The organism is Amycolatopsis sp. NPDC114505 (assembly GCF_055633615.1).
Genome location: NZ_JBVKDV010000002.1, coordinates 432,817 through 454,819 on the forward strand (window position 1 = coordinate 432,817; position 22,003 = coordinate 454,819).

The following is a 22,003-nucleotide window of genomic DNA, read 5'->3' on the forward strand; positions in this document are numbered from 1 at the left end:
AACGCGGCCGAACGGGTGTTGGCGAGGGTTTGCTACCCCGGTCCGGTGACCACGAAACCCCGTTTTCGTGGAGAATTTTCCGGGACCGCCACGCAAAACACGGAAGTGCTGGTCGTGGACGTGCGGAAGGGGCGGGTGCCTGGGCACCCGCCCCTTCCGGAACTAACGATCAGCTGGCGTACGCGCGGAGGCGGTCCGCGCGCTCGCCCTGGCGGAGCTTCGACATGACCTCGCGCTCGATCTGGCGGACGCGCTCGCGGGACAGGCCGAAGTGCTTGCCGATCTGGTCGAGCGTGCGGGGCTGGCCGTCGTCGAGGCCGTAGCGGAGCCGGATGACCTGCTGCTCGCGGTCGTCCAGCGTCGACAGGACCCGGCGCAGGTCGTCCTGCAGCAGGCTCGAGATCACGGCGCTCTCGGCGTCCGTTGCCTCGGAGTCCTCGATGAAGTCGCCCAGCGGGGCGTCCTCCTCCGTGCCGACCGGCATGTCCAGGCTTACCGGGTCACGCGAGTGGTCGAGCAGGTCCGAAATCTTGTGCGCCGGGATGCCCGACTCGGCCGCCAGCTCCTCGTGCGTCGCGTCGCGCCCGAGCTGCTGGTGCAGGTCGCGCTTGATGCGGGCCAGCTTGTTGACCTGTTCCACCAGGTGGACCGGGAGCCGGATCGTGCGCCCCTGGTCGGCCATCCCCCTGGTGATGGCCTGGCGGATCCACCAGGTCGCGTAGGTCGAGAACTTGAACCCCTTGGAGTAGTCGAACTTCTCCACCGCGCGGATCAGACCCAGGTTCCCCTCCTGGATCAGGTCGAGCAGCGGCATCCCCCGGCCGGTGTAGCGCTTGGCCAGCGAGACCACCAGTCGGAGGTTGGCCTCCAGCAGGTGGTTCTTGGCCACGTGCCCGTCACGGACCAGGGCGGAGAGCTCCTTGCGGCGCTTCGGGGTGAGGTTCTCCCCGGTGTCCAGCATGTGCTGGGCGAAGACGCCGGCTTCGATGCGCTTGGCGAGCTCGACCTCGTCGGCCGCGGACAGCAGCGCCGTCTTGCCGATACCGTTGAGGTAGACACGCACGAGGTCGGCGGCGGGGCTCGGGGCGTCGAGGTCGCCGTCGGCGAGCGCCCCCACGCTCACCGGCTCCTCGGACACCTGAGCCGGGATGCGCTCGCGAATCCCGCGCGACTCGCGTTCGAGAGTCTGGACTGACATTCTGCCTCCCCGGTCACGGGCTGAACGTGTTGCTGCGGTCGTCCCACCGGGTGCGCACCCGCGGACCGGGGCCTGTGGAGCCCGGTACGCCGGTCCGGCCGGCTTGGCTGGACATCTGTCACAACGCTCCGGGTTTCCAAAACGTTCCCGGCTCGCCTGAAAAGGAGACGGCCGCGGGCGCGCTCCGGTTGCTCCACCATTGCTGAGCTTTTGCTGAGAACAGTCCGTGACCGGGGAACCTGAGAATCCGATGTGAATCGGGTCAGGATGTGAACCGTCCCAGCGTGGTCTAGACCTCTACGAGAACCGTGAACGGACCGTCGTTGACGCTCGAGACCGCCATCATCGCCCCGAAACGGCCCGTCGCGACCGTGGCGCCGCGGCCGCGCAGCTCGGCCACGACGGCGTCCACCAACGGCTCGGCGACCTCCGGCCGGGCGGCCTGCGTCCACGACGGCCGGCGCCCTTTCTTCGTCTCGCCGTAGAGGGTGAACTGGCTCACCACGAGCAGCGGGGCATTCGCCGTGGCGCATGATTCCTCGTCACGCAACACGCGCAGCTCGTGCAATTTGCGCGCCATCACGGCGGCCTTCGCCGCGTCGTCGCCGACGTGGATTCCCAGCAGCACAAGCAGACCCGGTTCGGCGATCGCCCCGACGACCTCGTCCTCGACGGTCACGTCCGCCCGCGTCACGCGGGCCGCGACGGCCCTCACCGGCCCGCCGGAAGGAGCATTCCGTGCCGGACGAGCTCGCGGACGACGGGCAGCGCGGCGGCCGCCAGCTCCTCCGCCGGGAGCCCTTGCGAGAACGCGAGGAGCTCGATCAGGTCCTCCAGGGGCAGCGCGCCGCGGCAGCCGGCCAGCAGCCGCGCGGCCAGGTCGTCGACCTCGTGGTGCCAGCCCGGTCCGTCCGTGCGGTGCAGCCGCCGGACGGTCGTCGCCCAGCCTTCGTCGCCGGGTTCCTCGACGCTTTCCAGCAAAACCGTGTCCGGGACCACAAAACGGACATCGAGCAACGAATCTCCTGATTCCCGCAACCATTCCACGCGGTCGAGCCAGCCGGCCGCTTCCGGGCCCAGCGGGTCGTCGTAGGCCTGGCGGAGGTCCTCGCACACCACGGTCGGGGTGCGCCCGGCCGCGCGCCGCAGCGTGACGAAGCCGAACCCGATGCCCTGGACGTCGTTCGCGGCGAACCAGTCGAGCCACGCCGCCGCCTTCGCCCGGCCCTCCGGCGAGCGCGGGTCGAGGCCCGCGTCCCGCAGCCAGGTGCCGACGTAGAGCGCCGGGTCGGCGATGTCGCGCTGGACGAACCAGGCGTCGGTCTCGGCGGGCAGCCAGCGGCTCACCCGGTCGGCCCAGTCCTCGCGGCCGGTGTGCAGCCAGGAGCCGAGCAGGTGCCCGACGCCGCCGTCGTTGAGGAAGCCGGGCAGCTGCCGGACGACCAGCGCGCTGGCGTCGTCGCCGGCCAGCCCGGAGTCGCGGTAGGTGTAGTCGACGCGGGCCGGGCCGACCACGAACGGCGGGTTGCAGACGATCTGGTCGAACTTCCGCCGCGCGACCGGCGCGAACCACTCGCCGCGCACGAGCTCGACGTCCAGCTCGTTCAGCCGGAACGTCGCCGCGGCCAGCGCCAGAGCCCGCGAAGAGACGTCGGTGGCCGTCACGCGCTGGGCGTGCCGGGTCGCGTGCAGCGCCTGGACACCGTTGCCGGTGCCCACGTCGAGCAGGGTGCCGACGGGACGGCGGCCGGTCGCGCGGATCAGCGACAGCGACGCGTGCCCGACGCCCAGCACGTGGTCCTCGGGCACGGTCCGGCCCAGCACGTCGGCGTCGAGGTCGGACACGACCCACCAGGAGCCGTCATCGTCGCCGTGCGGCCGGATGTCGAGGGCGGCGCGGTAGCCGTCGGCCACCGGGGCGAGCACCCCGGCGGCGACCGCGTCCTCGGGCGCGAGCGGCGCGAAGGCGGCCTTGACCGCGGTCTCCGGCTCGGTCCCGCCCAGCAGGAACAGCCGGACCAGCGTGCCCAGGTCGCCCGCGTCCCGGCTCGCGCGTTCGGCCGGCACCGGCTCGCCGCGCCCCAGCGCCGCCTGCGCGGCTCCGCCGAGGGCGGCCACCACGCCGTCGGCGTCGTAGGACGTGCGCCGGAAGGCCTCGCGCAGCCGCGCGCAGACGTCGTCGGACAGGTCGGGCAGTACGCTTCGCGTGCTCACGGTGGGTAATGCTGCCACGATGGCCCTCGTGACCCTTGAACGCGTCCTCGCCCCGCTCGACGCGGCGCTGCCCGAGCTCGAAGCGCTGTACATCGACTTGCACCGGCACCCCGAGCTGTCCTTCGCCGAGACCCGGACGGCGGCCGAGCTGGCCCGGCGGCTGGAGCGCGACGGCTACGAGGTGCACACCGGCATCGCCGGCACCGGTGTGCTGGGCGTGCTGCGCAACGGCGAGGGCCCGACGGTGCTGCTGCGCGCGGACATCGACGCGCTGCCGGTCGAGGAGAAGACCGGGCTCTCGTACGCGAGCGTCGCCCGCGGCACCGACGAGCACGGCACGGACGTCCCGGTCATGCACGCGTGCGGCCACGACATGCACGCCACCTGGCTCTCCGGTGCCGCGGCGCTGCTCGCGAAGGGCCGCGACACGTGGTCCGGCACGCTTCAGGTGGTCTTCCAGCCGGGCGAGGAGGGCGCGGGCGGCGCGGTCCGGATGGTCCGCGACGGCCTGTTCGACCGCGCCGGGACGCCCGACGTCGTGTTCGGCCAGCACCTGGTGCCCGGCCCGGCCGGCTGGGTGCTGACCCGGCCCGGCGTGATCATGGCCGCGACCGACACGCTGCGCATCACCCTGCACGGCCGCGGCGGCCACGGGTCACGCCCGGAGACGACCGTCGACCCGGCCGTGCTGGCCGCGTCCGTGGTGCTCAAGCTCCAGACGATCGTCTCGCGCGAGATCGCCGCCACCGACTCCGCGGTGGTCACCGTCGGTTCGCTGCACGTGGGCACCGCGAGCAACGTCATCGCCGACGACGCCGTGCTCGAGGTGAACGTCCGGTCCTTCGACCAGGCCGTCCGCGAACGCGTGCTCGCCGCGGTGGAACGGATCGTCAACGGCGAGGCCGCGACGGCCGGCGCGCCGAAGCCGCCCGAGATCGTCCGGTCCGGTTCGTACCCGATCACCGAAAACGACGAAGCGGTCAACGACGCGCTCACCGAGGTCTTCCGCGGCCACTTCGGCGCCGAGGCGGTGATGCCGGCGCCGCTGGTCACCGGCAGCGAGGACTTCAGCGAGTTCGGCCGCGCGGCCGGCGTCCCGTCGGTGTTCTGGCTGGTCGGCGGCTTCGACGCGGAGACGGTGATCACGGCGATGACCGAGGGCCGGTTCGAGCGCGACATCCCGTCCAACCACTCGCCGCGCTTCGCCCCCGTGCTGCACCCGACGCTGCGGACAGGCATCGAGACGCTCGTCGCCGCCGCGTTGAGCCGCTTGCCTCACCCAGGTGACGCATGAGCCCCGCAGGTGGGACGATGGCAGACGGAGGTGGTGCAGTGACCATGCCCGCCAACGACTCGGACCCGGTGCTGATCACCGCGGCGGCCCCGTCGTACGAAGAGCAGTTCAAGGCGCGCAAGCGCAAGTACGTGATCATGATGGCGTGCCGCATCCCGTGCCTGATCCTCGCCGGGCTGACCTACCACACCTGGTGGCTGGCGCTGGGGTTCCTCGCGATCTCGGTCCCGCTGCCGTGGATCGCGGTCCTGATCGCGAACGACCGCCCGCCCCGCAAGTCCGAGAACGTCTCGACCTACCAGCACGAGGCGACGGCGATCGAGAGCACCAGCCACCGGGTCATCGACGGCTGAGCGTCACGTCGGCTGCGGGCCCACCTTCCCGACGGCCAGCGCGCCCAGCCGCGTCCCGTGTCGCAGGATGTCCACAGTGGACTCCCCGGCCAGCCAGCCGGTGAGCACGCCCGCGTCGAAGGCGTCGCCCGCGCCGGTCGAGTCGAGGCACTCGGCCTCGATCGCCGGCACGCTCGTGACGCCGCCGGCGTCGACCCAGCTGGCGCCGTCCAGCCCGGCGGTCACGACCACCGCGCCGACCGTGCCGAGCAGCTCCTTCGCCGACGCCGGGTCCGCCGAACCGGTCAGCGCCACCAGTTCCTCGGTGTTGGGCAGCAGCAGGTCGACCCCGCGGACGTCGTCGAGGAACGCGGCCGGGTCGGTGATGTGCGCGGCGGCCTGCGGGTCTACCGACGTCGTCAGCCCGGCTTCCTTCGCCGCCGCCAGGGACGCCAGCCCGGCGGCCCGCGACGGCGGGTCGAGCAGCACGTAACCCGACAGGTGGAGGTGCCGGGCGCCGGCCAGGGCCTCGGGGGTGACGTCCTCGGGCGCGAAACGCTGGTTCGCGCCGCGGTCGGCGAGCATGCTCCGCTGCCCGGAGCCGTCGACCATCACCACGACGCAGCACGTCGGCGCCTCCGCGTCGACCGCGAACGCGCACCGCACGCCCGCGGCCTCCAGCTCGGCCCGGATCAGCCGGCCGCCCGGGTCGTCGCCGATGCGCGCGAGCAGCGTCGTCTCGGCGCCGAGGTACCGCAGCCACAGCGCCGTGTTGGCGCCCGAGCCGCCGCCGGTGAACCGGATCTTCGCGCGGGCGTCACCGCCGTGCGGCAAGGGCTTGTCGTGCCGGGCGATCACGTCGAGGGCCGCGTCGCCGACCACCACGATTCCGCTCACGACAGCGCCACCGCCACCTCGGTAGCAAGCTTCGCGTTGTTGAGCACCAAGGCCTCGTTCGCGTCGATGCTCACGCCACCGCTCGCCGTGTGGAAGTGCTCCAGCAGCACCGGCGTGACGTCGGCGCCGTGCACGCCCCGCTCGGCGACCAGCGCGAGGCCTTCCGCCAGCAGCCGGTCGTGCAGGTCTTTGTCCATTTCGGACGCTTCGGGGATCGGGTTCGCCAGCAGGACACCGGACTTCGCGTACGCGCGGTGCGCGGCGACCACGGCGGCGGCCTGCTTCGGGTCGTCGACGCGCCAGCCGACCGCGTGGCCCGACGAGCGCAGGTAGAACGCCGGGAAGTCGTCGGTGCGGTAGCCCAGCACCGGCACCGAGTTCGTCTCCAGCACCTCGAGGGTCGCCGGGATGTCGAGCACCGACTTCACGCCGGAGCAGACCACCACCGTCGGCACCTTCGCGAGCACGCCGAGGTCCGCCGAGACGTCCCACGACTGCGCCGCGCCGACGTGCACGCCGCCGAGCCCGCCGGTGGCGAACATCCCGATGCCGGCCGCGGCCGCGAGCGCCGACGTGCTCGCCACGGTCGTCGCGCCGGAGCGGCCGAGGCCGACGGCCGGGCCGAGGTCGCGCAGCGACAGCTTGTCCAGGCCGGCGTCCGGCGCGCAGACGCGCTCGAGCTCGGCGGGGGAGAGGCCGACGACGACGCGGCCGTCGAGCACCGCGATGGTGGCCGGGACGGCGCCGCCGTCGCGCACCACGCGCTCGAGGCGGTGGGCGACGTCGAGGTTGCGGCCGGCGGGGAGGCCGTGGGACAGGATGGTGCTCTCGAGCGCGACGACGGGGTGCCCGTCACGCAGCGCCGAGGCGACCTCTTCGTGCAGGTTGAGTGGGGTGGTCACGAGGAACCATCATCGGTGATCGTCCTGCTCGCGGCGCCAGTGGGTCAGCTCGGCCGTCAGGTTCGCCCGCGCGGCGCTCGCCCAGCGTGTCCGGGCGGCTTCACTGCGGTAGAGCGTCCGGGCCAGCATGCTTTCGAGGACCGCGATGCGGCCCTCGCGCCAGACGTCGTCGGGGTACTTCGCGTACTCCTCGCGCACAGCCTCGGCGTACGCCGCGTACCGCTCCTCAGGTGCGCCGAGGATCGCGAGATCGGCGTCGAGGAGGGCGGTGGCGAGGGCGTCGTCCGGGGGAGCGTCGTGCTTGATCGTGGCGAGGATCAGGCCTTCGACGCGCTCGACGTGTGCTTCGGCGACCCCGGCCAGCGCCTCGCGGGCCCAGGCGGCGCTGGCGCGTTCGTCTTCGCCGGGCTTCGCGTCGTAGACGACGTCGTGCGTCCAGGCCGCGACGGCGAGCACCGCGCGGTCGACCTCGCCCAGATCCGAGGCCAGCCAGGCGGAGTCCCGCGCGACGGCGGCCGCGTGGTCGAGGGTGTGGTAGCGGCGGTGGGGCTCGGCGTAGCGGATCTCGAGCCCCGCCCGGGGCACGCCACCCAGGGCCGTGACGGCTTCGGCCCACTTCACGGGAACGTCCAGCGCGTCGGGGTGCCGGTGAAGTCCTTCTCCCGCAGGCCGAACGCCTTCTCCGGGAGCAGCCGCATCGAGGCGTTGTCGAGGAAGTCTTCGCCGTAGGCCGTCGCGTACTTCGCGTTCATCGCGTCGAGGAACGTGCGCAGCGCGGCCGGCTCGGTGACGATCTCGGCCGTCCCTTCGACGACGACGGGCTCGTACGGGTCGTCCGTGGCGATCGACACGGCCGAGCCCGCGGCGATGTTCCGGGCCTTCACCGACCGCGGGGACGAGGAGAACCACAGCACCTCGCCGGTCCACACGGCCCAGACCGGCATCAGGTGCGGGCGCCCGGCGGGGGTGACTGTCGCCAGCCAGAAGTCGTGCGACTCCCGCAGCCGCGCCTCGGCCCACGACCAGGGCAGCAGCCCCGACGGATCGGCCGCGATGCCGTAGCCGGGCATGTGCGGCCGCTCGGCGCGGGGCGTGGCCATCAGTCGAAGATGCCGCGCGGCCGGGCGACCTGGTCCAGCCAGTCTTCGAGCTGCTTCTCCCAGTTCACGTCCGGCTTCATCGTGAACATCCCCAGGAAGTCCTGCCCGCGCCCGCCGAAGCCGCCGGTCTTGCTCACCCGGACCCGCTTGGTGACCTCCAGGACGACGTCGGTGCGGCTCGACGACGCCAGGAACGTCACCGCGAGCTGCGAGAACACGCTCGCGAAGCGCGGCGAAGGCGTGAAGCGGATCTCCTGGAAGAACGGCAGCTGCTGCTGGGCGCCGTTGATCCGGCCCTGTTCGAGGATCGCCTCGCGGAAGGTGAAGCCGGTCCGGCTCAGCGCGTCGAGGACCCGTTTCTGCGCCGGGAGCGGCTCGATCGCGACGGCGTCGGCGTCGAACGGGTCGGACACGGACGAGGCCAGGTCCAGCTCGGCGCGCACCCCGACCGCCATGCCGGTCAGCGGCTTGGCGAAGACGCTCGTGACGGGCGTCTCCCACGGCAGCGGCACCTCGAACGGCAGGCGCACCTGCTGGCCGGCGCGGATCGTCTCGGCGCCGACCAGGTGCTGGGAGCCGAACGGGAGGTCCTCGGTCTTGTCCGTGCCGGGGACCTGGACGCGGGCCAGCAGCGTCACCGCGAGGCCCTTGATCTCCTGGTCGACCTCGCCGCCGGTCAGCAGCACCTCGCCGTGCAGGGGGCGGCCGGGGGAGGCGGTCCGGTCGAGCAGGCGGGCGTCGATCTTCGCCCCGCCCGAGCCGAACGTCGCGAGCACCTTCTGGAACATGCCGCCGATCCTGCCAGGTCGAGGGGCTTTCGTACGAGGTTCGACGGGACTCGGGCACAATGGCCGGGTGAGCACCGAGACGCTGACGAAGCCGGAAACCACGCCCGAGGGCACGGACACGGCCGACGACGACACCCCGAAGATGTTCCACTACGTGAAGAAGAACAAGATCGCCGAGAGCGCGGTCATGGGCAACTTCGTGGTGGCGCTGTGCGGCGAGGTCTTCCCGGTCACGAAGTCGCCGAAGCCCGGTTCGCCGGTCTGCCCGGACTGCAAGAAGATCTTCGACGGGCTGCGCCCGGGGGAGTGACCCCGGCCTGATCCCCGGCGGGTGAGCCTGCCGGGGCTTCTTGCTGTCCGGAAGCGGACAAGTCGTCGAACAAACGTGAAAAACCTTCATTCGGCGGGTGCGCGGGATGCCGGGGACCTGGTAAATCCAGCGGGCCAGGTTCCCTCACCCACCGGAGTCGCACATGCGCAAAACGGGGATCGTCGTCGCCGCCGTCGCCCTGCTCACGGCCTTCTCGCCCGCACTGGCCCAGGCCGCGACGGGCTGGACGGAGGTCGGCTCCGACCACGCACGGGCCCTCGACGAGAGCCAGGGGCTGGCCACGATCGTGCGGCCGTCGGGCACCACCATCCGCTACACCGGGATCAGCACCATCCCGGCGGACCTGAACTCGCAGGGCTGGAACCACGTCGGCGACCCGGGTTCGGCCCAGGGCTTCTACGTCGAGCCCTACCAGCGTGACGACCGGGGCGCGAAGCTCTTCCGCGTCCAGGCCCCGGACGGCTCGTGGCAGAACTACAAGCACACCCTCGAGTCGTGGGAAGCCAACAACAACTCCTTCGCCGCGGTGTCGCCGGACGCCCGGTGGATGGTGGCGGGGGAGTGGGGCACCATGGACCGTCTCCTGGTCCACCCGATGCCCGGCGTGGCGGCCACCGACCCGGCGCAGAACCTGCCGCTCGCCGGCACGATCCGGCTCGACCACCCGGTCCGCGACGTCCAGGGCTGCGACTTCCAGACCGCGACCCGCCTGCTCTGCGCGTCCGACGACCCGGACGGCAGCCTCTTCGGCACCACGAAGCCGCTGCTGCAGGTCGACCTCGCGGGCCCGCTGTCCGGCTCGGACGTCGCGGGGCACGTGACGTCGCTGGGGCAGCTCCCGCTGCGCAGCGGCTGCAGCGGCAACTTCGAGGTCGAGGGCATCGACTTCGACGAGCGGGACGGCACCCTGCGCGTGATCGTGATGTCGCCGAGCATCTGCATCCTCTTCGACAGCATGACCTACCGCTTCAAGCAGTGAAACGCCGAAGGCCCGGCACCTCCCGAGGGAAGTGCCGGGCCTTCGTCATGCGGTCATGCGGTCAGGCCGTCGGCGCGGGGTCCAGGGACTCCGAGGCCGGGGCCTTCGCCGGGTTCCGCTTCGCCTCGCGGCGGGCCTTCCGGCGTTCCTTGCGGGTCTCGACCATCGTGTAGAGGGTCGGGACCAGCACCAGCGTCAGCAGCGTCGAGCTGACCAGCCCGCCGATCACCACGATCGCGAGGGGCTGCCCGATGAAGCCGCCCTGCCCGGTGATGCCCAGCGCCATCGGGACCAGCGCGAAGATCGTCGCCGCCGCGGTCATCAGGATCGGCCGCAGCCGGCGCCGGCCGCCCTCGGTGACTGCGTCGGCGACGCTCATCCCCTCGGCCCGGTACTGGTTGATCAGGTCGATCAGCACGATCGCGTTGGTCACCACGATCCCGACCAGCATCAGCATGCCGATCAGCGCGGGCAGCCCGAGCGCGGTGCCGGTGGCCAGCAGCAGCCCGATCGCGCCGGTCGCCGCGAACGGGATCGACACCAGCAGGATCAGCGGCTGGATCAGGCTGCGGAACGTCGCCACCATGATCAGGAACACGATCGCGATCGCCGCCAGCAGCGCCAGGAACAGGTTCGAGAACGCCTCCTGCTGGTCCTGGCTCACGCCGCCGAGCGAGTACGACGCGCCGCCGGTGAACGTCAGGCCGTCCAGCTTGGACTGGATGTCCGCGGTCGTCTTGGTCAGGTTGTCGCCGGTGTTCTTGGCGGTGACCGTGGTGCTCAGGTCGCCGCCGGTGCGGTGCACCGACGCCGGGCCGTCCACAGTGGACACCTTCGCGACCTCGTCGAGCCGGACGACCCCCGTGGGACCGGGGATCTGCAGGCCCTTCACCTGGTCGACCGTGGCCGGCGCGGTGCCGGCGCGCAGCACGATGTCCGTGCGCTGCCCGTCGACCGGCAGCTGCGTCACCGTGCGGCCGGCGATCGCCTGGTTGGCGACCTGCCCGATGCTGCTCGCCGACAGCCCGTGCGCGGCAGCCGCGGCGTCGTCCACCTCGACCTGCACACGCGGCGAGCCGACGGCCAGGTCACTGGTCACCTCGGCCAGCCCGGACACCCCGCTCAGCGCCTGCACGACCTGGTCGGACGCGGGCTTCAGCGCGGCCTCCGACGGCGCGGTCACCGTCACCGAGACCTGGTCGGAGTTGAAGCCGGACGCGTCCGCGCCGATCTTGATCTCGCCCAGCTCGGGCCGGGACGTCAGCTTCGACCGCAGGCGGTCGGACAGCGCGTCGAGGTCGGTGTCCTTCGCAACGGTGACCGAGATGCTCGTGTTCGTCCCGCCCCCGAAGCCGAAGGCGCCCCCGCCGCCGATGCTGACCTGGTAGGTCTGCACCGCGGGCTCCGCGGCCAGCGCCTGTTCGACGGTCGTGGCCGCCTTCTCCTTCGCCTCGACGCTGGTGCCCGCGGGCAGCTTCTGCGTCATGTTCAGCGTGGTGCCGCCGGACTGGTCGAGGAAGTTCGTGTTCAGCCGCGTCGCGAGCCCGACGGTGCCGGCGAAGATCAGCAGCGCCAGCAGCACGACCGTCAGCCGCCGCTTGGTCGCGAACCGGATCACCGGCAGGTAGGCCCGCTGCAGGAAGCCGCGGCGCTCCTTCTCGACGGCCGCTTCGCGCGCCCGCTCGGCTTCGATGGCGTCCGCCGGGATCTCCGGCTGCTTCAGGAACCAGAACGCCAGCACCGGAACCACGGTCAGCGAGACGAGCAGCGAAGCCAGCAGCGCCACCGTCACGGTCACCGCGAACGGCGAGAACAGCTCGCCGACGAACCCGCCGACGAACGCGATCGGCAGGAACACCGCGACGGTCGTCAGCGTGGACGACGTCACCGCGCCGGCCACCTCGCGGACGCCGTCGAGCACCGCCCGCTGCTTCTCTTCGCCGTAACCCAAGTGCCGCTTGATGTTCTCCAGCACGACGATCGAGTCGTCGACCACCCGGCCGATCGCGATGGTCAGCGCGCCGAGGGTGAGCAGGTTGAGCGACAGGTCGCCGGTCCACAGCGCGATCAGCGCGACGACCACCGACAGCGGGATCGACACCGCGGTCACCAGCGTCGAGCGCACCGACAGCAGGAAGAGCAGGATCACGAGCACGGCGAACGCCAGGCCCAGCAGGCCTTCGGTGGTCAGGCCGCTGATCGCGTCCTTCACCGGCGTGCCCTGGTCGAACACGACGCTCATCTCGGCGCCGGTCTTCTTCCCCAGGTCCGGCAGCTTGTCGCGGACGGCGTCGGAGATCGCGACGGCGTTCCCGTTGTCCACCATGGTGATCGAGAGGCCGAGGCTCGGCTTCCCGTTGGTGCGCGTGATCGACGTCGGCGGCGCGAAGCCGGTCTGGACGTCGGCGACGTCACCCAGCTTCACCGGCCCGCGAGCGGGCGTGCCCGGCCGTGAGGCCGCGGAAGCGGCGCTTGGTGTGAGGTAGAGGTTGCGGAGGCTGTCCACAGTGGTCTGCCCGCCACCGACCTGGACGCTCAGCGTCTTGCCACCGTCGGTCAGCGTGCCGGCCGGCACGGCGGCGCCGGCGGTCTGCAGCGTGGTCGCGATCGACGCCGGGTCGACCCCGGCGGCGGCCAGCTTCGCGTAGTCGAGCGTGATCGTGACGCGCGGCTGCTGCACGCCGGTGACGGTCACCGTGCGGACGCCGTCGATCTTGCGCAGCTCCGGCGCGACCTGGTCGGTCAGCGCGGGGGCCAGCTTCTGCGGATCCCCGCTGGTGCCCGCGGCGACCAGGACGACCGGCAGGTCGTCGGTGCTGCCGGCGGACACCGCCGGCTCGGAGTTCTGCGGCAGCCGCGGGCGGACCTGGTTCACCGCCTGCTGGATCTGCGAGACGGCCGCGTCGAGGTCGGTGCCGAACGCGAACTGCGTGACGACGCGCGAAACCCCGTCCGACGACGTCGAGTTGATGTCTTCGAGACCCTTGAGCCCCTGCAACGCGCCCTCGAGCGGCTCGGTGACCTGCTTGTCGACCGCATCCGGCGACGCCCCCGCGTACGCCGTGACGATCTGGGCCTGCGGGAACTGCAGCGACGGGAACAGCTGCTGCTTGATCTGCGGCAGCGCGAAGGCACCGAAACCGACGATGACGAGCGCGAGCAGGCCGATCAGGCTTCGGTTGCGCAGGCTCAATCTGGCCAGCACGGACATGACTTGGGAACCCCCTCGGGAACGACGCGGCGACCGACGCCGGCGTCAGTGACCCGCCGAGCTTGCCATGTCCGAACTGAGGAGCGACTCAGTCTGAGGGTGGATTCCGGGTCGTCCCTGGGGAGGAGACCCGACCCTGAGCAGCGCTGGGTGCCGGGTCCGGCGCGCTGGGTGACGACTCGTCCTCTTCGGACGGTCCGGCGGCCTCCTCCGGCGCGTCACCGTTGGGGGAGACGTCTTCGGGGGCCGGGCGCCGCAGCGGCGTGGTCGTGCGCTCCCACAGCTTCCGGCCGTCCTCCGAGCGCAGCCGCTCGGAGGCGCGTTCCATCTCCAGCCGGCGCCACTTGCGCCGCTGCCGCCGGGTCGCCTTCGCCGGCCACAGCTCCTGGATCGCGCTGTTGAAGTAGGCCCCGCCCACCACGGCCAGCCCGATGAAGAACATCAGCAGCAGGAACGCGATCGGCGCGGCGAGGGCGCCGTAGGTGTAGCCGGTCTTGGTGATCCAGTTCAGGTAGATGCGCAGGCCGATCGAGGAGAGCAGGAACACCACCATCGCGAGCACCGCGCCGGGCAGCCCGCGGTGCCACGGCAGCTTCCGCGGCAGCGCGAGCTTGTACAGCGTCGTCAGCGCGAGGGTGATCACGACCCCGAGGGTGGGGAAGTAGAGCGCGCCCACCCAGGACGACACGGTCGGGCGCCAGTCGGTGGGGAAGAACTCCGGCAGCAGGTCCGGGCCGATCGCCAGCAGCGGCAGGCCCACCACGAGGATGACCAGGCCGGCCAGGTAGAGCAGCAGCGCGAAGATCCGCTGCCAGACGTCGTTGCGGACGCCGTACTGGTCGTGGGCGACGGTGATCGCGTCCACGAACGACGACATCGCCGACGACCCCGCCCACAGCGAGATCAGGAAGCCGACCGAGACGATCTCGCCCTTGCCGACGGTGAGGATGCTGTTCACGGTCGGCTCGATGATGTCCTGGACGGCGTTGCTGCTGAAGACCGTTTTGCAGAAGCCGATGATCCGGTCGTGGACGGCGGCGACGACGTCCTGGCCGAACCATTCGCCGATGAAGCCCAGGGCGCCCAGCAGGCCCAGCAGCAGCGGCGGCAGCGACAGCGTCTGCCAGAAGGCCGCTTCGGCGGCCTCGGAGAAGATGTTGCCTTCCCACGCCTTGCCGAACGTGCGCGTGACGAGCCGCCACGGCCCCTTGCGGGCCACCTTCGTCGCTGCGGACGGCTGAACCTCACCCATGACGTGTCCAGCATGGTCCATCCGTGCTGATTTGGCTCGTCACCACCCATGCACCCGGGCGTGTCGGGGGACATCACCCGTGCCGGTGCCGGGAACTGTCGGACCCGGCCGGTAGACTCGGTCCAGTGCCCTCACCGCAGTCGCCAGCCCGGTTGTCACAGCCGAAGTCGGTACCACAGTGAGGGTTTTCGCACGTCAAAGCACTTGGAGCACGTGAGCGAGGGGGAGGATCGGCGATGACGGAGACGCAGCTCGGGGCGCCTCCCGCGGAGAAGGACTCGACCGCGCGCCCGCTGCGGGCGTGGCAGCGGCGGGCGCTCACCAAGTACCTGACCCGCCGGCCGAAGGACTTCCTCGCGGTGGCGACGCCCGGCGCCGGCAAGACGGTGTTCGGCCTGCGGATCGCCGCCGAACTGCTGTCCGACCGCACGATCGAGGCGGTCAGCATCGTCACCCCGACCGAGCACCTCAAGCACCAGTGGGCCGCCGCGGCCGCGATGGCCGGGATCCAGATCGACTCGAACTTCCGCAACACCACCGGCGTCACGTCGTCGGACTACAACGGCGTCGCGCTGACGTACGCGCAGGTCGCGGCGCACCCCACGCTGCACCGGGTACGCACCGAGAACCGCAAGACGCTGGTCATCCTCGACGAGATCCACCACGGCGGCGACGCCAAGTCGTGGGGCGACGCGATCCGCGAGGCGTTCACCCCGGCCGTGCGGCGGCTGTCGCTGACCGGGACCCCGTTCCGGTCCGACGACTCGGCCATCCCGTTCGTCACCTACGAGCCGGACTCCGGCGGCTTCCAGCGCAGCAAGGCCGACCACTCGTACGGCTACGCGGACGCGCTGGCCGACGGTGTGGTCCGGCCGGTAGTCTTCCTCGCCTACTCCGGTGAGGCCTCCTGGCGCACGAGCGCGGGGGAGGAGTTCACCGCGCGGCTCGGCGAGCCACTGACCGCGGAGCAGAACGCCCGGGCGTGGCGCACCGCGCTCGACCCGGCCGGCGAGTGGATCCCGGCGGTCCTGCAGGCCGCCGACACCCGGTTGTCGCAGGTGCGCCAGAGCGTGCCGGACGCGGGTGGCCTGGTGATCGCCACCGACCAGGAGTCGGCGCGGGCGTACGCGAAGATCCTGGAGCGGCTCTCGGGCGAGACGCCGACGCTGGTGCTCTCGGACGACCCGAAGGCCTCGGGCCGGATCAAGGAGTTCTCCGAGACCAACGAGCGCTGGATCGTGGCCGTCCGGATGGTTTCCGAGGGCGTCGACGTCCCGCGGCTGGCGGTGGGCGTGTACGCGACGAGCGCGTCGACCCCGCTGTTCTTCGCCCAGGCGATCGGCCGGTACGTGCGCGCCCGGAAGAAGGGCGAGACGGCGAGTGTGTTCCTGCCGTCGGTGCCGGTGCTGCTGGAGCTCGCCAGTGAGCTGGAAGCGCAGCGCGACCACGTGCTGGGCAAGCCGCACCGCGAGCAGGAAGGCTGGGAAGACGAGCTCCTCGCCCAGGCCAACCGCACCGAGGACGAGCCGGGCGAGGAGGAGAAGGCGTTCACGTCGCTGGGCGCCTCGGCCGAGCTCGACCAGGTCATCTACGACGGCAACTCGTTCGGCACGGCGGTGTTCTCGGGTTCGGACGAGGAGCAGGAGTACCTCGGCCTGCCCGGGCTGCTGGAGCCCGACCAGGTGCGGGCGCTGCTGCGGAAGCGGCAGGAAGAGCAGGTCGCGGACGAGAAGCGCCGCAAGCCCGCGAAGCAGGAGGCCGCGCCGGCGCCGGCCCGTTCGCAGTCGGTGAGCGAGCGCCTCGGCACCCTGCGCAAGGAGCTGAACGCGCTGGTGGGGATGTACCACCACCGCACGAAGAAGCCCCACGGCGCGATCCACAACGAGCTGCGCCGGGTGTGCGGCGGCCCGGTGACCGCGATGGCGACCATCGAACAGCTCGAGGAACGGATCGTCACCCTGCGGACCTGGTGAGGCCCGACCTGAGCGCAGCCCGTCCACGCGTCGGGCCCGGCCGCCTTCGCGCGGCGCCGCGGTCAGTTCGCCGCCGAGCGCCCGCGCGCGTCCGGCCATGCCGCCGGCTCCCCGGGGCCCGCGGTGTCGCCCGAGAGGCTGAAGCTCGGCCGTCACCGTCCGTTCCGCCGGGCCGCGCCAGACCTTCCACAACTCCGTGACGTTGCGTGGCCGATCGGTCGTGCCCCGGCTGCCCGCGCGTCCCCCGGCCGGTGGTGCTTCGGGCACGTTCCGGTCCGAAGTTCGCAAGTCGGCGACCAATCGCGCGCGGTTGACGTGGATTCACCACCACTTCGCGACGGATCGCGCTGGGTGTACACCAGCGGAGTATCTTCGCCTCGGCAGGAAACCTGGATGTAACACACGGTAAGTGCTGGCGATCACATCGTCAGCGGATCTACTCTTTCCGGGCGACCCTCAGCCTGTGTTGCCGAACCGTGTCCAATTGGTGTCATTTAATCGATCCAGCTATCTTCCCCGCAGCCGCTCAGCGGCATATGTTGTCGCCCACAACATATGCGCGACGGTGCGCCGGGACCCTCCGGATCACCGCCTCGCAGGGCCCGAGACGACGTCGAGGGCCCACTCGTCACCAATGCTTGGATCCGGAAGGAACGAGGATGCGCAGCAGAACCCTTACCCTCCTCGCCGCCACGGTGAGCACCGGCCTGGTGCTCTCCGCTTGCGGTGCCAACAGTTCGGACAGCGGGGGCACGGGGAGCAGCTCCGCTTCCTCCTCCGCGCCGGCCGCCGCGGGCGGTGCCAGCGGCAAGGTCGGCGTCATCCTCCCGGAGACCGCCACCTCGGCCCGCTGGGAAGCCTTCGACAAGCCGATGCTGACGGCCGCGCTGACCGCTCAGGGCTTCGAGGTCGACGTCCAGAACGCCCAGGGTGACAACCAGAAGTTCTCCACCCTGGCGGACGGCTTCATCAGCTCCGGCGTCAAGGTCCTGGTCATCGCCCCCGGTGACCCGGCCGTCGGTGCGGCGGTCGAGGCCAAGGCCAAGACCGCGGGCATCCCGGTCATCGACTACGACCGCCCGAGCCTCGGCGGCTCCGCCGACTACTACGTCTCGTTCGACAACGAGAAGGTCGGCCAGCTGCAGGGCCAGGCCATGGCCGACGCGCTGAAGAGCAAGCCCGGCGCGGGCTTCGTCCAGATCGAGGGCGCCCCGACCGACAACAACGCCACGCTGTTCACCAAGGGCCAGGACTCCGTCCTCGACCCGCTGAACACGGCGGGCACCCTCAAGCGGATCCAGAAGCAGCCGATCAACGACTGGGACAACCAGCTCGGCGGCACGACGTTCGAGCAGATCTTCACCGCCAACGGCGGCAAGGTCGACGGCGTCGTCGCGGCGAACGACGGCCTGGCCGGCGCGGTCATCACCATCCTGAAGAAGAACGGCCTCAACGGGAAGGTCCCGGTCACCGGCCAGGACGCCACCGCGGACGGCCTGATGGCGGTCATGCGCGGCGACCAGTACATGACGGTCTTCAAGCCGATCAAGGAAGAGGCCGAGGCCACCGCCAAGCTGGCCGCCGCCCTCGCCAAGGGTGACACCGCCGGTGCGGACGCGATCGCCACGGCGAAGCTGCACGACCCGAAGAACAACCGGGACATCAAGTCCGTGCTGCTGACCCCGACGACGATCCTGGAGAAGGACGTCAAGACGGTCGTGACCCAGGGCTACGTGAAGGCGGCCGAGATCTGCGGTGGCGACCTCGCCGCCAAGTGCAGCTCGCTCGGCATCTCCTGACCCGCCCCCGTTACCGATCCGGCCAAAAGTAGGCCGCCCCTCGAGCGGCACGTAACCGTTGCCGCGAATCTTCGGCCGTGACTGTGGCCGGATCGGTGACGAACGGTGCTGTACCCAAGAACAGCCGGGCCGGGACGCGCACCCCGACGGCGCGTCCCGGCCCGGTCCCCACTCCCCGTTCGCGGGGATCGCCTGGCCCCAGCGGCGGCAGAGGGCATCAGAAATTCGGAGAAATGCCATCCATGAGTGAGCCCATCCTCGAGATCAAGGGCCTGAACAAGAGCTTCGGCCCCGTCCACGTCCTCCACGACGTGGACTTCGACGTGCGTGCGGGCGAAGTCACCGCCCTGGTCGGCGACAACGGCGCCGGCAAGTCGACCCTCGTCAAGTGCATCGCCGGCATCCACCCGTACGACTCGGGGGCCGTGCGGTTCAACGGCAAGGACACCCACATCCGCGGCCCGCGTGACGCCGCGGATCTCGGCATCGAGGTCGTCTACCAGGACCTCGCGCTCGCCGACAACCTCGACATCGTCCAGAACATGTTCCTCGGCCGCGAGCGCGGCAGCTCGTGGAAGCTGGACGAAGCCAGCATGGAGAAGGCCGCCCGCGAAACGCTGGCCTCGCTCTCCGTCCGGACCGTCAAGTCCGTCCGCACCCCGGTCTCCTCGCTGTCCGGTGGTCAGCGGCAGACCGTGGCCATCGCCAAGTCGGTGCTGTGGAACAGCAAGGTCGTCGTCCTCGACGAGCCGACCGCCGCCCTCGGCGTGGCGCAGACCCGGCAGGTGCTCGACCTCGTCCGCCGGCTCGCCGAGCAGGGCCTCGGGGTCGTGCTGATCAGCCACAACATGGCCGACGTGTTCGAGGTCGCGGACCGCATCTCCGTGCTCTACCTCGGCCGGCTCGTCGCCGAGGTGCACACGAAGGACGTCAGCCACGGCCAGGTCGTGGAGCTGATCACCGCGGGTCGCTCCGGTGACCTCGGTCTGGCCCGGCCCGAAGCCGTGGTCCTGTGAGCGGGAAGAAAGAACCGGAAATGACTGAAACCCCTGCCAAGCACGAGGTCGACACCCCGGCCGCGGAAGCGCTCGCGCAGACCCAGAACCCGACCGCGGCGATCACCGACTTCGGCATCGACACGACATCGATGTCAACCGGTGAAGCGCTGCGTGACTACTTCGCCCGCATCCGGGCCGGTGAGCTCGGCTCCCTGCCGTCGCTGTTCGGCCTGCTCGTGCTGGTGATCCTGTTCAGCGCGCTGTCGGACAACTTCTTCACGCTGGCCAACATCGCCAACGTGTTCCCGCAAGGCGCGGGCGTGATCATCATCGCGATGGGCATCGTCTTCGTGCTGCTGCTCGGCGAGATCGACCTCGCCGCCGGTGTGGCCTCCGGCACCGCCGCGTCGGTGATGGCCCTGCACTATGTCCATGCAGGCAATTTGCTGGGCACCTTGGGCTCCGGCGTGTTCGTCACGTTCATCGCGGTCCTCGCCGCGGCGATGCTGCTCTCGGCCTACCAGCGGATCTGGGGCGGTGCGGCGCTGTCGCTGGTCGGCCTGCTGATCGTCGCGATCGGCGTCCCCGCCAACGCCTGGCTGGAGATCCTGCTGGCCATCTGCGTCGGCACCGCGATCGGCTGCATCACCGGCTTCCTGGTGTCGAAGATCGGCATGCCGTCCTTCGTCGTGACGCTGGCGCTGTTCATCGTGTGGCAGGGCGTCCTGCTGCAGTTCATCGGTGAGGGCGGCACGATCGGCATCACCAACTCCGACGTCCTGTACAAGATCGCCAACGGCAACCTGAACGTCCTCGGCAGCTGGATCTTCTTCCTCGTCGCCGCCGGTGGGTTCGCGGTGATCACGCTGCTCAGCCACTTCCGTCGGCTGCAGCGCGGTCTGGTCGTCCAGCCGACGGCGCTGGTGATGGCCAAGGTCGGCGCGCTCGTCGTGCTGTCGGCGCTGGGCACCTGGCTGCTGACGGTCAACCGCTCGCCGAACAAGGCGGTCGTCACGATCGAGGGCATCCCGTACGTCATCCCGATCATGCTGGTGCTGCTGGTGGCCGGGACCTACGTGCTCAACCGGACCAAGTACGGCCGGTACGTCTACGCGGTCGGCGGCAACAAGGAAGCCGCCCGTCGCGCCGGTATCGACGTGCCGAAGATCCGGGCGAGCGTGTTCGTCATCGGTTCGGCGGTCGCGGCCATCGGCGGCATCGTCGCCGCGTCGAAGGTCGGTTCGGTCAGCCCGCAGTCCGGTGGCCTCAACACGCTGCTGTACTCGGTCGGCGCGGCCGTCATCGGCGGCACGTCGCTGTTCGGCGGCAAGGGCCGCGTGGCCGACGCCGTCGTCGGTGGCCTCGTGATCGCCGTGGTCATCAACGGCCTGGGCCTGCTCAAGCAGCCGGCCGCGGTGGTCAACATCGTCACCGGTCTGGTCCTGTTGCTCGCCGCCACGGTCGACGCGCTGTCCCGGCGCCGCGCGGCTGCGTCGACGCGCTGAACCAGCCTGGCATGATCAAGCCCGTGTCCAGCTCACCCGTTGCTCGACCGGACGAGGTGCGCCGGCACAACCGCACGACCCTGCTCCGCCTGCTGCACGTCGGCGGGCCGAGCACCCGGGCGACCCTGGCCGCGGAGCTGGGGCTCAACCGGAGCACGATCAAGACCCTCGTCGACGGGCTGGCGGAAGCCGGCGTCGTCGAGGAGAAGGTGCCGAGGCCGGGACGAGGGGCGGGCCGCCCCTCGCTCCTGGTCCTGCCCCAGCCGCACGCGGCGGTCGTGCTCGCGGTCGACCTGCAGGTCGAGCACGTCGCGATCGCCCTCGTCGGGCTGGGTGGCCAGATCCTGGGCCGCAACAGCTGGAACCTGCGGGGCCGGATGGGCCAGCCCGACGAGGTCATCACGCACGTCATCGAGTCGACCGCGATCCTGGCGAGCGACCTCGACGTGACCCCGGTGGCGGCCGGGGTGTCGGTGCCGGGCGTCGTCCGGCGGGCCGACGGGTACGTGCACGAAGCCCCCAACCTGCGCTGGACCGACGTCGCGCTCGGCGAGCGGCTCGGCGCGGTGCTGCAGATCCCGATCCTGGTCGGCAACGACGCCGAGTTCGGCGCGGTCGCCGAGCACCTGCGCGGCGCGGCCCGCGGGGCGTCCGACGTGGTGTACATCTCGGCGGACGTCGGGGTCGGCGGCGGCGTCATCGCCGAGGGGTCGGCGCTGCGCGGCGGCTCCGGCTACGTCGGCGAGATCGGGCACATGGTGATCCGCCCGGACGGGCGCGACTGCTACTGCGGCAGCAGCGGCTGCTGGGAGACCGAGGTCGGCGAGGCGGCGCTGTGCCAGGCGCTCGGCCTGCCCGAGGACACCCCGCGCGGGGCGATCCTGTTCGAGCTGCGCGAGCTGGGCCGCGACCCGGAGGCGGCGCTGTCGCGGCTGGCGGAGTTCGCCGAGTGGCTGACCCTGGGGCTGATCAACGTCGTCAACCTGCTCGGGCCGCAGCTGGTGATCCTCGGCGACCTGCTGACGGTGCTGCCGGAGGCGGTGCTGCGGCACGTCGGCTCGGAGGTCCGCCGGCGGAGCCTGGTGAGCCGGGCGGTCGGCGGCACCCGCATCATCAGTTCGGCGCTGGGAGCCGATGTGAAGCTGCTGGGCGCGGCGGAAGTCGCGTTCGAAGTCGTGCTGGATTCTGTCTGATTTCCTGTCCGGTTTCGTGTCCGGAATAGGTATCTTC

At 71.1% G+C, this 22,003-nt stretch carries 19 protein-coding genes; 9 read left to right on the forward strand and 10 right to left on the reverse strand.

All coding sequences use genetic code 11. The annotated features are described in order from the left end of the window. Positions 1 to 169 precede the first annotated feature (169 nt). The 3 genes from ACZ7OU_RS20110 to ACZ7OU_RS20120 form a co-directional block, all read right to left on the reverse strand. Positions 170 to 1,198, reverse strand: a complete 1,029-nt coding sequence (locus tag ACZ7OU_RS20110) for a sigma-70 family RNA polymerase sigma factor (RefSeq protein ID WP_155542247.1) — start codon at positions 1,196 to 1,198, stop codon at positions 170 to 172. 289 nt (positions 1,199 to 1,487) lie between these two features. Next, positions 1,488 to 1,913, reverse strand: coding sequence for a D-aminoacyl-tRNA deacylase (gene dtd / locus ACZ7OU_RS20115; protein ID WP_470256206.1), 426 nt, complete (start codon positions 1,911 to 1,913; stop codon positions 1,488 to 1,490). Continuing rightward, the gene (locus tag ACZ7OU_RS20120; RefSeq protein WP_470256207.1) at positions 1,910 to 3,412 is read right to left on the reverse strand and encodes a DUF7782 domain-containing protein; all 1,503 of its coding nucleotides are present in this window, start codon (positions 3,410 to 3,412) and stop codon (positions 1,910 to 1,912) included. The genes dtd and ACZ7OU_RS20120 overlap by 4 nt, the downstream gene beginning before the upstream one ends. 28 nt (positions 3,413 to 3,440) lie before the next feature. Between ACZ7OU_RS20120 and ACZ7OU_RS20125 the strand changes: the two genes are divergently transcribed. After that, positions 3,441 to 4,706: an amidohydrolase gene (locus ACZ7OU_RS20125; protein ID WP_470238545.1), complete on the forward strand. Its 1,266-nt coding sequence runs from the start codon at positions 3,441 to 3,443 to the stop codon at positions 4,704 to 4,706. Positions 4,707 to 4,723: 17 nt separating this feature from the next. Next, on the forward strand, positions 4,724 to 5,059 hold the full coding sequence (locus tag ACZ7OU_RS20130; protein WP_470256208.1) for a DUF3099 domain-containing protein: 336 nt from the start codon (positions 4,724 to 4,726) through the stop codon (positions 5,057 to 5,059). A gap of 3 nt (positions 5,060 to 5,062) precedes the next feature. On the opposite strand, the gene ACZ7OU_RS20135 is transcribed toward ACZ7OU_RS20130, so the two are convergent. Genes ACZ7OU_RS20135 through ACZ7OU_RS20155 form a run of 5 tightly spaced genes read right to left on the reverse strand, consistent with a single transcriptional unit; the run spans position 5,063 to position 8,725 of the window. Then, entirely contained in the window at positions 5,063 to 5,935 is an 873-nt protein-coding gene (locus ACZ7OU_RS20135) for a carbohydrate kinase family protein (RefSeq protein WP_470238543.1), read from the reverse strand. Then, entirely contained in the window at positions 5,932 to 6,837 is a 906-nt protein-coding gene (locus ACZ7OU_RS20140; protein ID WP_470256209.1) for a pseudouridine-5'-phosphate glycosidase, read from the reverse strand. The genes ACZ7OU_RS20135 and ACZ7OU_RS20140 overlap by 4 nt, the downstream gene beginning before the upstream one ends. Positions 6,838 to 6,846: 9 nt before the next feature. Continuing rightward, positions 6,847 to 7,458, reverse strand: coding sequence for an HD domain-containing protein (locus ACZ7OU_RS20145; RefSeq protein WP_470256210.1), 612 nt, complete (start codon positions 7,456 to 7,458; stop codon positions 6,847 to 6,849). Next, positions 7,455 to 7,937: a TIGR03618 family F420-dependent PPOX class oxidoreductase gene (locus ACZ7OU_RS20150; RefSeq protein WP_470256211.1), complete on the reverse strand. Its 483-nt coding sequence runs from the start codon at positions 7,935 to 7,937 to the stop codon at positions 7,455 to 7,457. Before ACZ7OU_RS20150 ends, ACZ7OU_RS20145 begins: the two co-directional genes overlap by 4 nt. After that, positions 7,937 to 8,725, reverse strand: coding sequence for a sporulation protein (locus ACZ7OU_RS20155; protein ID WP_470238539.1), 789 nt, complete (start codon positions 8,723 to 8,725; stop codon positions 7,937 to 7,939). The genes ACZ7OU_RS20150 and ACZ7OU_RS20155 overlap by 1 nt, the downstream gene beginning before the upstream one ends. A gap of 67 nt (positions 8,726 to 8,792) precedes the next feature. On the opposite strand from ACZ7OU_RS20155, the gene ACZ7OU_RS20160 reads away from it, so the two are divergent. Together ACZ7OU_RS20160 and ACZ7OU_RS20165 are read left to right on the forward strand one after the other, a co-directional pair. Next, positions 8,793 to 9,035: a DUF3039 domain-containing protein gene (locus tag ACZ7OU_RS20160; RefSeq protein ID WP_155542254.1), complete on the forward strand. Its 243-nt coding sequence runs from the start codon at positions 8,793 to 8,795 to the stop codon at positions 9,033 to 9,035. A 163-nt stretch (positions 9,036 to 9,198) separates the two neighbouring features. Next, a complete protein-coding gene (locus ACZ7OU_RS20165; protein ID WP_470256212.1) occupies positions 9,199 to 10,035 on the forward strand; it encodes a hypothetical protein in 837 nt (278 codons plus the stop codon). A gap of 61 nt (positions 10,036 to 10,096) precedes the next feature. Here the strand turns inward: ACZ7OU_RS20165 and ACZ7OU_RS20170 are convergent, their stop codons facing one another. Together ACZ7OU_RS20170 and ACZ7OU_RS20175 are read right to left on the reverse strand one after the other, a co-directional pair. Next, positions 10,097 to 13,246, reverse strand: coding sequence for an efflux RND transporter permease subunit (locus ACZ7OU_RS20170; protein WP_470256213.1), 3,150 nt, complete (start codon positions 13,244 to 13,246; stop codon positions 10,097 to 10,099). An 88-nt stretch (positions 13,247 to 13,334) separates the two neighbouring features. Then, on the reverse strand, positions 13,335 to 14,498 hold the full coding sequence (locus tag ACZ7OU_RS20175) for a YihY/virulence factor BrkB family protein (RefSeq protein ID WP_470256214.1): 1,164 nt from the start codon (positions 14,496 to 14,498) through the stop codon (positions 13,335 to 13,337). Positions 14,499 to 14,734: 236 nt separating this feature from the next. On the opposite strand from ACZ7OU_RS20175, the gene ACZ7OU_RS20180 reads away from it, so the two are divergent. The 5 genes from ACZ7OU_RS20180 to ACZ7OU_RS20200 all read left to right on the forward strand — a co-directional run bounded on the left by ACZ7OU_RS20180 (position 14,735) and on the right by ACZ7OU_RS20200 (position 21,966). Beyond that, entirely contained in the window at positions 14,735 to 16,471 is a 1,737-nt protein-coding gene (locus tag ACZ7OU_RS20180) for a DEAD/DEAH box helicase (RefSeq protein ID WP_470238534.1), read from the forward strand. Positions 16,472 to 17,130: 659 nt separating this feature from the next. Beyond that, complete coding sequence (locus ACZ7OU_RS20185; protein ID WP_470238533.1) at positions 17,131 to 18,270, forward strand: sugar ABC transporter substrate-binding protein; 1,140 nt, start codon at positions 17,131 to 17,133, stop codon at positions 18,268 to 18,270. Positions 18,271 to 18,512: 242 nt separating this feature from the next. Then, positions 18,513 to 19,286, forward strand: a complete 774-nt coding sequence (locus ACZ7OU_RS20190) for an ATP-binding cassette domain-containing protein (RefSeq protein WP_323334881.1) — start codon at positions 18,513 to 18,515, stop codon at positions 19,284 to 19,286. Positions 19,287 to 19,306: 20 nt separating this feature from the next. Next, the gene (locus ACZ7OU_RS20195) at positions 19,307 to 20,773 is read left to right on the forward strand and encodes a sugar ABC transporter permease (protein ID WP_470238532.1); all 1,467 of its coding nucleotides are present in this window, start codon (positions 19,307 to 19,309) and stop codon (positions 20,771 to 20,773) included. Between the two features lie 11 nt (positions 20,774 to 20,784). Then, positions 20,785 to 21,966 (forward strand): ROK family protein, encoded by a 1,182-nt coding sequence (locus ACZ7OU_RS20200; protein ID WP_470238531.1) that lies wholly within the window; start codon positions 20,785 to 20,787, stop codon positions 21,964 to 21,966. Positions 21,967 to 22,003: the final 37 nt, after the last annotated feature.